Below are 15584 nucleotides of genomic sequence, written 5' to 3'. Positions count from 1 at the left end.
ATCGGTCCGAACCGCGGGAAACGGAACAGGCACCGGACGGGCACGGACGGGAACGAGCCAACCGCCGGGCGATCGGAACCCCGACTACCCGCCAACACGCCCCGTTCGAAACGGTGACAGGTTCACCCGACTGCCGATCCATACTGAAACAACATCAACTACCGTCCGAAGAGGATGTGTTCGTCCCGGTGACTTCACCCGTAGCCCAGATCCGGCCACTGCCCGAGCTGCTCAGGGAGCACGCGCGCAGCATCGGCTCCAAGGTCGCCTTCCAGGACTCCGTGTCCCGGGTGACCTACGAGGAGCTGGAGCTGCGGACCGGCCGACTGGCGGGCCGGCTGACCGGACTCGGGCTGCTGCACGGGGAGCGGGCGGCGATCTTCCTCGGAAACCGCGTCGAAGCGGTCGAGAGCGTTCTCGCAGTCACCAGAGCCGGCGCGGTCGGCGTGCCGATGGACTCGCGGAGCACCAGGGCCGAGCTCGCCCACATGCTGGACGACAGCGGAGCCGGGGTCGTCTTCACCGACCGGCCCCATCTGGCCACGCTGCGACCGCTCCTGCCTCAGCGCCCTCATCTGACCGTGGTGCTCGTCCACGCCGGCGGTGACGACGCGGCGGCCGATACCGCCGGCACGCTCTGCTACGAGGACATGGCCGCCACCGAACCACCGGTCCCCGCTCCGGACGACCTCGGGCTCGACGAGGCGGCTTGGCTGCTCTACACCTCCGGCTCGACCGGAAGCCCCAAGGGCGTGCTGTCCACCCAGCGCAACCGCCTGTCGACCGTGGACTCGGGCCTCGTCGGCGTCCTCGGCATGTCGCCCGACGACCGGATGCTCTGGCCGCTGCCCCTCCACCACGCCATGGGCCAGATCCTCTGCGTCATCGGGGTGGCCGCGACCGGAGCGTCCGCCATGCTCCTGCCGAGGTTCTCCGTGCCGGACGTGCTGGGTGAACTGCGCCGGACGGACGACCCGTTCACCCTGCTCGCCGGCGTGCCGACGACGTACGGCAAGCTCCTCGACGCCGTGCGCGACGAAGGTCTGAGGGCTCCCGCGCTCCGTGGCTGTGTCAGCGGAGGCGCGGCGGCCGCGCCCGCCTTCCGGCGCGACTTCGAGGAGACCTGCGGGGTCCCGTTCCTGGAGCACTACGGGAGCACGGAGGCGGGGCCCGTCACCATGCCGGTGCCGGGCGCCGCCCGGCCGGCAGGCTCGTGCGGCCGGGTGCTCCCGGGCACCCGGGCACGTATCGGCGACGGCAGCGTGAGCAGCGGCGAGGCCTCGGAAGAGGGCGAGCTGTGGGTCTCCGGGCCCGGGGTCATGGCCGGGTACCACGGCCGGCCCGACGACACCGCAGAGGTCCTGCGCGACGGCTGGTACCGCACCGGTGACCTCGCCCGGATCGATGGCGACGGCGAAGTCACCATCACGGGCCGGGTCAGCGAGCTGATCATCCGCGCCGCCGAGAACATCCACCCCTCCGAGGTGGAGGCGGTGCTGCTGTCCCTGCCGGGGATCGAAGACGCCGCCGTGACCGGCCGGCCCGACGACGTACTCGGTGAGGTGCCGGTCGCCTACCTGGTGCCGCGGACGCCCGGCTCGCTCGACAGGCGAGCGGTCCTGGCCGCCTGCCGCGAGCACCTGTCACCGTTCAAGGTCCCCGCCGCTCTCTACGAGGTGGCCGGGATCCCGCGCACCGCCTCCGGGAAGACCAAGAGGTACGCGCTCACAGAACTGCCGGCCAGGCCCCTGGAGGAAGCGGCCGGCACCACCTCGCCCGAGGGAACGGGAGCGGTGGATCTGCCCGCCCTGGTGCGGGGCGAGGTCGCCGCCGCACTGGGCTGCGCCGTCGAGGAGGTGGAGCCGGGCACCGCCTTCCGTGACCTGGGCCTCGACTCGCTGACGTCGACCTTGCTGGCCGGCCGCCTCTCGGCGGCGACCGGCCTCTCGCTCTCCGAGGCCGCCGCCTTCGAGTTCCCCACCGCGCAGGAGATGGCCGCCCACCTCGGGGCGCGGCTCACCGGCGAACCGGCCGGCGGCACGTCCGCCCGTACCCACGAAGCCGGTCCGGACGACGACCCCGTGGTGATCGTCGGGATGGCGTGCCGCTTCCCGGGCGGTGTGGAGTCCCCGCAGGACCTGTGGCGGCTCGTCGACGACGGAGTCGACGCCATCACACCGTTCCCCGCCGACCGCGGATGGGACATCGACGGACTGTTCGACCCGGACCCCGGGCGGGCCGGCCGGACGTATGTGCGCGAGGGCGGCTTCCTGTCCGGGGTGGACCGTTTCGACCCGGCGTTCTTCGGCATCTCGCCCCGCGAGGCACTGGCGATGGACCCGCAGCACCGCCTGCTCCTCGAAGTCGCCTGGGAATCCTTCGAACATGCCGGAATCGACCCCGGCTCGGTGCGCGGGACGCCCACCGGCGTGTACGCCGGACTGATGTACAGCGACTACGCCGGCCGGTTCGCCCGCACACCGGAGCAGGTGGAGGGCCACCTCGGCATCGGGAACGCGGGCAGTGTCGCCTCCGGCCGCATCGCCTACACCCTCGGTCTGGAAGGGCCTGCGATCACCATGGACACGGCGTGCTCTTCGTCGTTGGTGGCCCTGCACCTGGCGGCCCAGGCGCTGCGCAGGGGAGAGTGTTCGCTCGCGCTGGCCGGTGGCGTCACGGTCATGTCGGGACCCAACTCCTTCGTGGAGTTCAGCAGGCAGCGCGCGCTGGCCGCCGACGGCCGCTGCAAGGCGTTCGCCGCGTCCGCGGACGGCACCGGGTGGGCGGAGGGCGCCGGAATGCTGCTGGTGACCCGGCTGTCCGAGGCGCGGCGGTCCGGGTACCGGGTACTCGCCGTGTTACGCGGCTCCGCGGTGAACCAGGACGGCGCGAGCAACGGCCTGACCGCACCGCACGGACCGGCCCAGCAACGGGTGATCCGGCAGGCCCTGGCCGACGCGCGGCTGGAGCCCGCCGAGATCGACGCCGTGGAGGCGCACGGCACCGGCACCCGGCTCGGCGACGTCATCGAGGCGGAGGCCTTCCTGGCGGTCTACGGGCAGTCAGGGACCAGGGAGAACCCGCTGTGGCTGGGCTCGGTCAAGTCGAACCTCGGGCACACCCAGGGCGCGGCGGGCATGGCCGGTGTGATGAAGATGGTCCAGGCGATGGAACACGGTGTGCTGCCCCGTACGCTGCACGCCGACGAGCCGACCCCCAGGGTGGACTGGTCCTCGGGCGCGGTGTCACTGCTGACCCGCCCGGTGCCGTGGCCCCGGACCGGCCGCCCCCGGCGGGCGGGCGTGTCGTCCTTCGGGATCAGCGGGACCAACGCCCACGTGGTACTTGAACAGGCGCCGGAGGCCGCTGTCCGGCACGCCCCGGACAGCGGCCTCCCGGCCGAACGGGAGACCCCGGATCGGGCCGTGCCGTTCCCGCTGTCGTCGAGGAGCGCCGACGGGCTCCGGGCACAGGCCCGACGGCTGCACGCCGAAGTGGCCAACCGCCCCGGCACAAGCCTGCTGGACTTCGGATTCTCCCTGGCCACGACCCGCGCCGCCTTCGAACACCGCGCGGTGGCGGTTGCGGCGGAGCGGGACGGGCTGCTCGCCGCCCTCGACGCGGTCGCGGAAGGGCGGCAGCGACCGGGAGTGAGCACCGGCGGCCCCCGCCCGGCGGGCCCGGTCGTCTTCCTGTTCACCGGCCAGGGCAGCCAGCGCGCCGGAATGGGCCGGGAACTGTACGAGACCCATCCCGTCTACGCCCGCTCCTTCGACGAGACCTGCGCCCTGCTCGATCCGCTGCTCCCCAAGCCGCTGCGGGAGGTGGTGTTCGCGGACGCGGGCGCGGAAGGGCCGGAAGGAGACGGCCTCCTGCACACCACTCGGTACACGCAGCCCGCGCTCTTCGCCCTGGAAGTGGCGCTGTTCCGGCTGCTGGAGTCCTGGGGAGTACGCCCGGACCTCGTGGCGGGGCACTCCGTCGGAGAGCTGGCGGCCGCACACGCCGCCGGGGTGCTCACCCTCTCCGACGCCTGCACACTGGTGGCGGCACGCGGCCGTCTGATGGACGAACTGCCCGCGGGCGGGGCGATGGCCGCCGTACAGGCTGACGAGAAGGAGATCGCCGCGTTCCTCGCCGGGCGGCAGCTGAGCGTGGACATCGCGGCGCTGAACGGCCGCTCGGTGGTCCTCTCCGGCGACGAACCGGCGGTACTGGAGGCCCTGACGTACTGGCGCGAACAGGGCCGCGAGGCAACCCGGCTGAGGGTCAGTCACGCCTTCCACTCCGCACGCATGGAACCCATGCTCGACGCGTTCGCCGAGGTGGCGCGGGAGATCACCTACTCGCCGCCGCTGCTTCCCCTGGTGACGGCAGTGGCGGACGGGCCCGCCACGGACGCGGAATTGTGCTCACCGGGATACTGGGTGGACCAGGTACGCCGCCCGGTCCACTTCGCCGACGCGGTGCGGATTCTGCGGGAGCGCGGCGCCACCCACTTTGTGGAACTCGGCCCGGACGGTGTGCTCTCCGGCCTCACACGGGACTGCCTGTCCGACATGCACACGCCTGAGCCGGCACCCGACGGAACCGCGCCCGCACCCCAGATCGTCCCCACACTGCGCGGGCGCAGGCCGGAAACCGAGGCGCTGCTCACCACCGCCGCCGCACTGCACGCCCACGGTGTGCGCATCGACTGGCACGCGGTCTTCGCCGGACGCGGCGCACGCCGTACGGAACTGCCCAGGTACGCCTTCCAGCGCGGGCGGTACTGGCTCGAAGCCGACCGGCCGGACGCCACGGCGGAGCCGGACACCGCGCCCCATCCGTTCCTGCGCTCCGCCACGTCGACAGCCGACGACGACGGTCTGCTGCTGAGCGGTCTGCTGTCACTCGGCGGCCATCCCTGGCTGGCCGGCCACGTGGTGCTGGGCGCCGTGCTGCTGCCCGCGACGGCGTTCGTGGACATGGCGGTCCACGCGGGAGACCGGGTGGGAGCCCCCGTGCTTGAGGAACTCACCCTGACGGCAGCCCTGTCGCTGCCCCGCGACGCAACGGTCGAGCTGCAGGTGAAGGTGGCACGGGCGGACGCGCACGGCAGGCGGGCGGTGGTCTTCCACGCGCGGCCGCACACCCCCGGGTACGACGCACCCTGGACCCGTCACGCCTCCGGGACCCTCGCGCCCCAGGAGCTGCCGGAGCCCTCGGCCGCACCCGGCCCGTGGCCGCCCGAGGGCGCCGTCCCGCTGCCGCTCGACACGGGGGCCGGCGAGGACTTCTACGACCGGCTGGCCCACGGCGGGCTCCGCTACGGCCCGGCCTTCCAGGGCCTGCGGGCCGCCTGGCGGCTGGGCGACGACCTCCTGGCCGAGGTCTCGCTCCCGGCAGCGGAACACGGCGACGCCGGCCGGTTCACACTCCATCCGGCCCTGCTGGACTCCGCGCTGCACACCCTGATGCTCGCGGGAGCCGCGCCGGACGACAGCGGGGTGTCCCTGCCGTTCGCCTGGAGCGGTGTGCGACTGCACGCCTCCGGTGCCCGCCGGCTGCGGGTAAGGGTCTCCCCGGCGGCGGAGAACGGGGCACGGATGGAGCTGGCCGACGGTTCCGGGGCCCCGGTGGCCACGGTGGCGTCGCTGGTCCTGCGACCGCTGCCCCGAGAGCAGCTGAACGCGGTCCGGGCGCACGACGACTGCCTGTTCCGTCTGGACTGGACGCCCCTGTCCGCATCCAGCGCCTCGTCCACGGCGCCGGCCACCTCGGGTCTCCTGGGCGAGCCCGGCCCGCGACTGCGCGAGACACTTCTGCGGTCGGACGTCCGGCCCATGGCGTACGCGGATGTCGCCGCCGCGGGCGCCGACGCACCGGCCGTCGTCATCGCCTCCCCGCCGCTCACCGGGACGGACGGAGCGGACCGCGCGGCGGCCGTGCACCGCACCGCCGGATGGGCGCTGCGGCTCGTCCAGGACTGGCTGGCCGACGAACGCCTGGCCGACTCCCGCCTGGTCATCGTCACTTCGGGCGCCGTCCTCACCGGGGCGGAGACGGACGACCGCACCGCGACGGGCGACGAGGCTCTCGCCTGCGCGCCGGTATGGGGACTGTTCCGCTCGGCGCAGACGGAGAACCCCGGCCGTTTCGCACTGGTCGACACCGACGACAGCCCCGCATCCGCGGGAGCCCTGGCGCAGGCCCTGACGAGCCCGGAACCGCAGACGGCCCTGCGGGACGGAGTCATGTACGTACCGAAGCTGGTCCCGGCCTCCCGCAAGGCGACGGACGGAGGTCCGCCGCGCCGGCTGGATCCCGAGGGGACCGTCCTGATCACCGGAGGAGCCGGCTCCCTCGGCGTCTCCTTCGCCCGCCACCTCGTGGCCGAGTTCGGCGTACGCCACCTGCTGCTCGTCGGCCGGCGCGGGGCCGACGCGCCCGGCGCCGCCGGACTGAGCGCGGAACTGGCCGGGCTGGGCGCAGAGGTGACGGTGGCCGCGTGCGACGTCGCGGACCGCACCGCCCTCGCCGCGCTCCTCGCGGATATCCCGGACAAGCACCCGCTGACCGGTGTGGTGCACACCGCGGGCGTGCTGGACGACGGAGTGATCCCGGCGCTCACACCGGAGCGCCTGGACCGCGTGCTGAGGCCGAAGGTGGACGCGGCGCTCGCTCTGCACGAGCTGACCCAGGGCTGCGAACTGGCGGTCTTCGCCCTGTTCTCCTCGGTGGCGGGGGTGTTCGGATCGGGCGGCCAGGGCAACTACGCGGCGGCGAACTCGTTCCTGGACGCGCTGGCACAGCACCGCGGGAGCACCGGCCTGCCCGGCACCTCCCTCGTCTGGGGACCCTGGCAGCAGAGCGGCGGAATGACCGCCGAACTGCGCGACGCGGACCTGCGCCGGATGGCCCGTTCCGGTCTCGTCCCGCTGCGGACCGAAGAAGGCCTCGCGCTCTTCGACACCGCCGTCGGCGGCCGGGACGCGGTCCTGGTCGCGGCCCGGCTGGACCCGGAGGCGAGCGCGGCCCCTGGGGCGCCGCTCTCCCGCCTGCCCGGCCACGGGCCCGCCCGCCGGGCCCTCTCGGAGCCGGAGGGCGGCGATTCGCTGCCGCGACGGCTGGCCGCCACACCCCCGGGCGAACACGGCGCTCTGCTCCTGTCGGAAGTACGGGAGGAGGCGGCGGCCGCACTCGGCTACACCGAGGGGGAGTCCGCGGTCGAGGCGGACCGGCCACTGGCGGAGCTGGGCCTCGACTCACTGGCCGCGGTCGAACTGCGCAACCGGCTCGCGAAGATGACGGGGCTTGCCCTGCCGGTCACGCTCCTGTTCGACCACCCCACCCCGCGTTCGGTCGCCGCCCACCTGGAGGAGCAGTTCTCCGGGAACGCCCCGCAGCCGCCCTCCACCTCGACCGGGCTTCCGGCCGGGAGCCCGGCGCCCGGTGGCGGCGGCGCCGACTCCCTGTCCACCCTCTTCCGCACCGCCTGCGCCCGGGGCAGGGCCTGGGACGGCATGGCCCTGCTGACGATCGCCTCCCGCTTCCGCGAGGCCTTCGACAGCGTGGAAGCCCTCGGGACCCCGCCCGCGGCCCTCACCGTCGCCACCGGGCCCGCCCTTCCACAGCTGATCTGCTTCCCGGCGCTCAGCGCGCTGTCGGGCCCGCACGAGTACGCCCGATTCGGGCTGACCCTCCAGGACCTGCGGCACGCCTCCGTGCTGCCGAACCCGGGATTCCTGCCGCACGAGGCGATGCCCGCCACACTGGATGCCTTCGTCTCCGCGCAGGCCGCCGCCGTCCTCGCGTGCGCGGACGGCGAGCCGTTCGTGCTGCTGGGACGTTCGGCCGGGGGATGGGTGGCACACGCCGTCGCCGAGCACCTGGAACGCACGGGTTCGGGCCCGTCCGGCGTGGTCCTGATCGACACCTTCCCCGGCGACAGCGGGAACAGGACCGAGGACGGGTCCGCTCTCTCCGCGATGACCGTCGGAATGCTCGACAAGGCCGCCCAGTTCGCCTCGGCCGAATCCGACCGGCTCACGGCGATGGCCGGCTACCTGGAGCGGTTCTCCGGCTGGGAACCGGCGGAGCTGTCGGCACCCGTACTCTTCGTCCGCGCCAGTGACCCGCTGCCGGGCATCGAGGCAGCGCCCACCTGGAGCCTGTCCCACACCGAAGTCACCGTGCCGGGCGACCACTTCACCGTACTGGAGGAACACGCCCGCACGACCGCTCTCGCCGTCCACGACTGGCTCAGCGCGCCCGTGGCACTCCGGCTCAGCGCGCCTCGCCGTACGCCTTGAACGCGCTCACATGTGCGCGCGGCGCGCCGTGCGTCGCGTCGACCAACAGGCGCAGCGCGCGGGTGCCGACCGGGGCGGCGAGCCGGTGCACGCGGTGGCGGCGCCGGTTGGCCTCCTCCGAGACCAGCGTGCGCCAGGTTCCGTCCGGTGCCAGCGCCTGCAGGCGATAGGCGCGTACGAGTTCTGGCATCACCTCGAACGGGGTGCGGTGCCGGTGCAGGTTGTTGAGGTACTCGTCGACGTCGTCGTCGAAGACCACCCGTACTTCGGTGAGTGTCTGTTCCCGGTCCCAGTCCAGCCGCAGCCAGGTGCCGTCCGTGCCCGCGCGGGGCGGCGCGTCCGAGGACCACATATTCGGCCCGCCGTAAGGCCGTTGGAAGCCGCCGACCGCGTGGGAGGGGGCGAAGGCGCGGGTGTCGGGGGAGAGCCGGAAGCAGAACGTGTGGCGGCGCAGGCCGCGCGCCTGCCACTCCAGGACCGCCTGCCCCTCCTCCTCCGGAATGTCGTGGTCGACCGCCGCGTCCCCCTCGGCCCTGCGGCGCAGCGCGAGCACCCCGTCGGTGCGGTGCGGCACGAGGACGAGAGCGGCCCCGGGGTGGGCGCGCACGATGACGACGACGTTGTGCGCGGCCGGCGGGCGGTGGCCGAAGCGCGCGGTGACCCAGTGCGGGCCGCCGGGCTCCACCGTCACCGTGGTCGTCGCGAGGTGCCCCAGGGGTACGGCGTTCTCGGGGCGTCCGGTGTCCCACAGCTCGACGGTGAGATCCGCCGGTGAGGAGTCCCCGTGAACGAGCAGCTCGACCGCCTCCACCGAGGGGTCCGCGGGCAGGAGCAGCGCGAGGTCCCGGTCGAGCGGGTACCGCTCACCGGGCTCCGTGTCGGTCGGCTCGGCCGCCAGCCGGGACAGCCGGGAGGAGGCCGTGGCCACCGCGCCGAGCGCCAGGTTCCCGGGGTCGTCGTCGGCGGCCCCGATGACGGAGGCATCCTGCCGAAGCAGCGCACGCCGCACGGACTCGGGCTCCTTCAGGGCCAGTTCGCGCGGGGACAGCCCGGTGCTGACACACAGCGCCGCGGCCGTCCCCGCGGCCTCACCGAGCGTCGCGCAGGTCGCCATCACCCGGGTCGCGCCGAACGCGATGTGGGTCGCGGAGATGTTCCGTCCGGCGAACAGCAGGTTCGACACGTTCACCGAGTACAGGCAGCGCAGCGGGATGTGGAAGACGCCGTCCGCGTACCGCTGGCGGGCGCCCGGCTCGTCCGCGTACATGCCCTGGACCGGATGCAGGTCGACCGACCAGCCGCCGAACGCGACCCGGTCCGCGAAAGGGCGCTGCTCCAGGATGTCCTGCTGGGTCAGGACGTGGTCGCCGACGAAGCGCCGGTACTCGCGCTTGCCGGGGAGGCTGCCGACCCACTCCAGGGTGAGGTTCTCGGCGTCGGGGAACTCGCCGGAATTTTTGATGTGGTCCCAGATCCCGAGCACGACCCCCTGGAGCTCGTCGCGGATGCGCTCGTTGTCGTGGACGGTGTCCAGCTCCCCGCCCCACTCGATCCACCAGTAGTCGCAGCCGTTGTCGCCCGTGCGCAGCACCCGGTTGCGCAGGATGGGAGTGGCGGCGAGGTCGCGGGCGTAGGAGGGCGCCACGAACTTGACCGGGCGACCGGCGTCCTTGGTGTGGAAGAGGATCGTGGAGCCGAGCAGCGCGTCGTCGGCCTCCTCCGGCGCCCACGGCTCCCCGTGCTCGGCGCGCGCCTCACGGCCGATGCGGTAACGGGCCCCGGCCAGGTGACCCAGCAGTCCGTCGCCCGTGCAGTCGAGGAACTGCTCCGCGCGGAAGGTGATGCGACGCTCGGAGCCCATCATCCAGCCCGTGCAGCCGCGCACGCTGCGCGCGTCGGCCGGGCCGTCCGCCTCGGCCTCGCGGACATCGGTGTTCAGGTACAGGTCGAGCAGGGGTTCGGCGAGCACCGTGTCCAGGACGACCTGGTCCCAGTAGTACGGGTTGCCCTCGGGGTTGCGGTACTGGTTCTCGGTGTACAGCTCGCCCATGATGCCGCTCTCCCGCGCCCACCGGTGCACCCCGTGGGCGGTCGCCCCGCACACCCAGACCCTGACCTCGCTGCTGGAGTTGCCGCCCAGGACGGGGCGGTTGTGGATCAGGGCGACGCGGCGCCCGAGCCGGGCCGCGGCGACGGCCGCGCAGACGCCCGCCAGCCCGCCACCGACGACGACGATGTCGTGCCGGGTCTCTTCTTCGCGCACGGTAGGGGCTCCTCTGTGGAACGCGACGGGGTAAGAGGGGGTGTGCGGCGGTCCGCCGCACACCGGTTACGGGACGAGCTCCCGAGGTACGAAGCCCTCGTCGGCCAGGCACTGCCACAGCTCACCTGGTACGGGGAAGCGCGCGGCGGCCACGTTCGCCGTGACCTCCTCGGCGGACCGGCAGCCGAGGACGACAGAGGTGACGGCCGGGTGGAGGGAGGGGAACTGCACGGCGGCCGCCGTCAGCGGCACGTCGTGGGCGGCGCACAGCTCGTGGCAGCGCCGGGCCCTGGCGAGCGTCTCCTCCGGGACCGGGCGGTAGTTGAACATGGCGGCGGGGGAGGGGTCGGCGAGCAGCCCCGTGTTGAACACGCCACCCACGACCACCGCGGTACCGGTCTTGGCACACAGCGGGAGCAGGGTGCCCAGCGCCTCGTGGTCCAGGAGGGTGAACCGGCCCGCGATCAGCACGACGTCGACATCGAACTCCGCGACGTGGGCGGCCATCGGCGCGCTGTGGTTCATGCCGAAGCCGATGGCTCGCACCAGCCCCTCCTCCCGCAGCCGCCGTACCGCCGGATACGCGGTGCGCCGCACCTCGTCGGGGAAGTCGTCCGGGTCGTGCAGATAGAGGATGTCGACGTGGGAGCGGCCGAGGCGGCTCAGGCTCGACTCCAGGGAGGCGCGGATGCCGCGCTCCGACCAGTCGGGGACGACCTCACCGGGAGAGCCGTCGGGCCGGGGCCGCAGCAGCCATCCGGTCTTCGTCGAGAGCACCGGCTCGCTCACCCCGGCGGGCCCCAGGAACCGGCCGAGCCGTTCCTCCGCGAGGCCGTGGCCGTAGCGGGGCGCGGTGTCGAAGTAGGTGATCCCGGCGTCGCCCGCCGCGCGCAGCGTCCGCGCCGCCTGTTCCTCGCTCACCTCCGTGAACAGGCCGCCGAGCGGTGCGGTGCCGATGCCGAGGCGGGGCAGGCCGAAGGGCAGCCGGGTCGCGGCCCGGTCTCCGGTGAAGAACGTGTCGCTCACGCCGTCTCCCATGGTGACGCGCAGGCCGCACGGGCGCCGCGCACGGACATCGTCAGGGTCAGCCGGACGCGGGTCGCGGCGGGCAGTTCGACGCGGCAGTACGGCCCGTCGACCGGCACCGGGGGCCCTTCGTCCACGCGCGCCGTCCGGATCAGGTGCTCGGCGAAGGCGCCCGCCTGCACGAGCACCGACCGCGCCGTCGGTCCCGTGTTCACCAGCTCCACCACGGTGTTGCCGGGCCGGATGTCCGTCACCAGCGCCGCCGTGTCCGACGGCAGTCCGGGGCGGCGCTCGGTGGCGTCGTGGTAGCGCAGGTGCAGATGGGTGAGGCCGCCGTTGTAGAGGATCTGCGGCGAACCGGTCGTCAGCTGGAGCAGCGCCTCCGTGACCACCGGGTTGAGGTGCTGCCAGTGGTGGATGCCCAGCGCGTCCGGTCCGGTGGCCGGGTCCAGCGGATCGCTCTCGATCGCCGCCACCCGCTCGGCGCTGGACGCCAGGGCGGAGCTCAGCATCCGCTCGGGGAAGTCCGGATTGCGCCCGTGCAGGAACTCGTACCAGGGCTCCTCGTGTCCCGCCTCGTCCTTGATGCGCTGCGTGTGCACGGCCGACCAGTCCCAGCCGGAACCGGCCCGGAGCAGTTCCAGACGTTCCCGGTCGGAGTCCTCGCGGCTGAAGTGCCAGAGCGCCATGGGGAGCTGGGTGGGCATCACGGTGTGGTCGAACCAGCCGGAGTCGTTGTGCCGCTGCGGCACCATCAGGGTCCGCTCCGCGGTCATGGACCGCAGGTGCGGATCCCAGCGCTCGCCCAGCGTTCCCCGTTCGTCCGGACGGCGCTGCCCGGACTGGCGCAGCACCGCGTCCAGCGGGTTGCGGGCCAGCTCCAGGTAGCCGCGCTCGCCGGTCAGGAACGCCGCGTTGGTGGCGCCGACGAGGGCGCCGGAGGCCACCGAGGACAGGCCGTGCGGCCAGGACCAGCCGTAGTGGCCGCCGTACCAGCGGCCGTCCAGGTGCCCGCCAACGGTTCCGTCGAGCCCCACGTTGTCGGGCAGCACGTCCCGCCCGGCGAGCCGCTCCTGCCAGGCTCCGGTGTACGCGGCGACCCAGTCGGCGTAGCGGCTGTCCCCGGTCAGCAGGGCCGCGTTGGTGGCCAGCCCGGTGGCCGCCAGGTTCACCAGGGTGTCGCCGCGCCCCATCCGGTCCCACATCGCCCGGCCGTAGGCACGCGCCCGCTCCGGGTCGGCGGCCAGCTCGTCGAAGTGCGTGACGCCGTCGATGCCGTCCAGCGGCAGACCGTACGGGCGCAGCGCCAGGCTCCACGGGAAGCAGGCGTCCTCGTCCGCGAACCCCCAGCGCGGCCCCTCGGCACCGTTGTGCGGGGCCCGCACGATGCGGTGGTCGGCGTCGTAGTTCGGCCCGTCCGGCAGGTAGAGGTCCGCGAACCGCGCCGCCAGCCGGCGCAGCTCCGGGTCGGCCGGGTCGGCCAGGCACAGGCCGTAGAAGAGCAGCAGGCCCTCGCCCTGGTGGAACCAGTCGTAGCCGCGCTCGTACCCGTCGGCCAGCATGTTCATCTCGGTGAGCTGTGCGGTCACCCCGCGCCAGTGCCGGCGCGCGGCGGGCAGCAGGTCGGCGCTGCCGCCGAGGAGGTACAGCGTCGGCCAGTTGAAGAACGGCTCGTAGAAGTCGTCCACCCCGTCCCGGCCGTCGAGCCCGACCCCGAGCCGGTCACGGAAGACCAGCCGCCCGTCGCCCTCGGTGTAGCGGTCGGAGAACAGCCGCCACGCCTTGTCCAGCGCGGCGAACAACTCCCTTTCGAGCAGCGCCCACCGGGGCACCTCGGTCACCGGCCGGACCGCGTACAGCACCGGCCCGTGCGCCGGCGGCGCCCCGTTCGACCTGTCGACCCCGCGCATCCACGACTCCCGCCCTCGAACCGACATCAGGACCATCGGGCTCAGATAATCGCCCATCGATAGCCGATGGCTAGACTCACCGGCATACGGCCGAGGTGTCAATACACCGGACCCGGTCGATATGAGGAGGACGATCGTGATCGACTGCCATGTCCATCTGTGGGACCCGGCCGAGGGGTTCCCGTGGATCCGCCCCGGAACACCACTGCACCGGCCCTACGGAGAAGCCGAGTTGGCCGCGTCCGGCGCGGAGCTCGACCTGGCCGGCGCGATCCTCGTGGAGGCCTCGCGCGGCGATGCCGGAGAGACGCTCGCCCTGCGGGAACTGCGCCGGAGGCGACCGGATCTGGTCGCCGGCTACGTGGGCAATCTCCATGTCCACGGCGGCGCCGGACCCGGCGCTTTCCGCGCGCTCCTGGACGAGTCCGGCGACACCCGCCCCAACGGAATGCGGCTCGGCGGTCCGGACTGGGCGAGCACCCCCGAGCCGGCCCGCGCCCTGGTCCCGGTGCTGGCCGGGACCGGCCTCGCCCTCGAACTCAACCTGTACCGGGACGCTTTGAGGTCTGCTGCGGACGTGGCCGAACGGCACCCCGAACTCTCGGTGGTCGTGGACCACTTGGGTAACCCGCCGAACCTGGCCACCGGTGATCCGGGGGAGTGGTACGCGGACCTCGAACGCGCTGCCCGGGTGCGCAACGTCCATGTGAAGATCTCCGGCCTGCTCACCCAGCAGCACGGCGTGCCCGACAGTCAACTCGCCCACCTGGTACGGCATGTGGTGGACGCGCTCGGTCCGGAACGCTGCCTGCTGGGCTCCGACTGGCCCATCTGCCTGGCGCGCGGCACCCGCGCCGAATCGCTCGCCGCCTCGCGCACCGGACTCGCACACCTCACCCCCGCGCAGAACCGGCAGCTTTCGCGGACCACCGCGGAGCGGGTGTACCGGCTGCGCGGTTGACAGCCTTCCCGACACCCTGATTCGATTCTCTCGATGATCGATAGGCGATGACAGTGGCCCGCAGCCGGCCCCGCCGGCCAGACCGACGCGGAGATTCGACATGGCTCTCTTGGAGCTGCCCCTCGGCGAGCTGGAGAAGTACCCTCCCGAGCTGTCCGAACCCGGGGACTTCGACGCGTTCAACCATTATGGCGCGCTGTGGAATGTGGATCAGGCCGGCAAGGAGATACGGGCGTACCCGTTCAATGATCATGTGGGTGGCAGCCCCGCCCACGAAGTCGTCAAACTGGAATGGCCGGGGAAGCAGTGGGGGAAAGCGCGCGCATTCCATCGATAGGCGATGAGCACGTATAGTGTCCCAACTGACCTCCCCCAACGCAGGAATGGGAATTCATGGCAGCGAACGCGTCGGCGGGATTCGACTCCACACTGGCCACCAACAAGGACCGGTTCCGAAAGGCCCTGATCTCCGACCAGGTGTACGAGCTGCTGCGTCAGGCCGTCGTCGACGGTGACCTCGCCCCGGGTGACCGCGTGGTCGAGTCCGAGATCGCGCGACGGCTCGGGGTCAGCCAGGCGCCGGTCCGGGAGGCGGTGAAACAGCTGGCCCGGGAGGGCCTGCTGATGCATGTGCCGCGTCGCGGGCATTTCGTCGTCGAAATCTCGGAACAGGACGCGGAATACGCGCGCCAGGTGCGCGAGCCGCTCGAACGGCTCGCGGCTCAGCTCGCCGCGCAGCACATCACGAAGGATCAGCTGTCCGAACTCGACGCGCTGGTCGAGCGGATGCGCAAAGCCGTGACGGTCAAAGACGTGGGTGTCTTCAGGGACGCCGACATCGAGTTCCACACACTGGTCAGCCAGGCCGCCGGAAATCCGTTCCTTGAGCGGATGTGGGAGGTCATCGAGCCCAGCCTGCGCACGCTGCGGGCTATTTCCGACCCGCTGTTCGCCGGCGACTGGTCCGCGATGGCCGACGAGCACGGCCGCCTGGTCAGCCTGCTGCGCGACGGGGACGGCGAGGGGGCGGCCGTCGCGTTCGCCGACCACGCGGCGGGCCGGGGTCCTGTTCCGGACGGCCGCGCCACGAAGAAGCCGCGCGGGAAGGCCGCCACCGCCCGCGACTGACG

General features: G+C 72.9%; 7 protein-coding genes. 4 read left to right on the top strand and 3 right to left on the bottom strand.

Features of this window, described 5'->3' with window-relative positions; genetic code table 11:
- Positions 1–188: 188 nt before the first annotated feature.
- Entirely contained in the window at positions 189–8294 is an 8106-nt protein-coding gene (locus ACZ601_RS00325; protein ID WP_469531615.1) for a type I polyketide synthase, read from the top strand.
- Here ACZ601_RS00325 and ACZ601_RS00320 read toward each other — a convergent pair.
- The 3 genes from ACZ601_RS00320 to ACZ601_RS00310 all read right to left on the bottom strand — a co-directional run bounded on the left by ACZ601_RS00320 (position 8269) and on the right by ACZ601_RS00310 (position 13493).
- Complete coding sequence (locus ACZ601_RS00320) at positions 8269–10557, bottom strand: FAD-dependent oxidoreductase (protein ID WP_469531613.1); 2289 nt, start codon at positions 10555–10557, stop codon at positions 8269–8271. The two genes, ACZ601_RS00325 and ACZ601_RS00320, sit on opposite strands and share 26 nt — an antisense overlap.
- A gap of 66 nt (positions 10558–10623) precedes the next feature.
- The gene (locus ACZ601_RS00315; RefSeq protein ID WP_469531612.1) at positions 10624–11583 is read right to left on the bottom strand and encodes an aldo/keto reductase; all 960 of its coding nucleotides are present in this window, start codon (positions 11581–11583) and stop codon (positions 10624–10626) included.
- Positions 11580–13493, bottom strand: coding sequence for a DUF8034 domain-containing protein (locus tag ACZ601_RS00310; protein WP_469531610.1), 1914 nt, complete (start codon positions 13491–13493; stop codon positions 11580–11582). Before ACZ601_RS00310 ends, ACZ601_RS00315 begins: the two co-directional genes overlap by 4 nt.
- A gap of 136 nt (positions 13494–13629) precedes the next feature.
- Between ACZ601_RS00310 and ACZ601_RS00305 the strand changes: the two genes are divergently transcribed.
- From ACZ601_RS00305 to ACZ601_RS00295, 3 genes are all read left to right on the top strand, one after another.
- Entirely contained in the window at positions 13630–14454 is an 825-nt protein-coding gene (locus ACZ601_RS00305; RefSeq protein ID WP_469531608.1) for an amidohydrolase family protein, read from the top strand.
- A gap of 100 nt (positions 14455–14554) precedes the next feature.
- Entirely contained in the window at positions 14555–14791 is a 237-nt protein-coding gene (locus ACZ601_RS00300; RefSeq protein WP_440575543.1) for a hypothetical protein, read from the top strand.
- 56 nt (positions 14792–14847) lie between these two features.
- Positions 14848–15582 (top strand): GntR family transcriptional regulator, encoded by a 735-nt coding sequence (locus ACZ601_RS00295; protein WP_469531607.1) that lies wholly within the window; start codon positions 14848–14850, stop codon positions 15580–15582.
- Positions 15583–15584 lie beyond the last annotated feature (2 nt).

Source organism: Streptomyces sp. NPDC104307 (assembly GCF_055584045.1).
The sequence above is the reverse complement of the archived record's forward strand: the minus strand, read 5'-3'. Positions and strand labels throughout refer to the sequence as shown.

Coding starts and splice junctions, on each gene's coding strand:
- ACZ601_RS00300 (WP_440575543.1), top strand. CDS start 14,555: ATGGCTCTCTTGGAGCTGCCCCTCGGCGAGCTGGAGAAGTACCCTCCC.
- ACZ601_RS00295 (WP_469531607.1), top strand. CDS start 14,848: ATGGCAGCGAACGCGTCGGCGGGATTCGACTCCACACTGGCCACCAAC.
- ACZ601_RS00310 (WP_469531610.1), bottom strand. CDS start 13,493: ATGCGCGGGGTCGACAGGTCGAACGGGGCGCCGCCGGCGCACGGGCCG.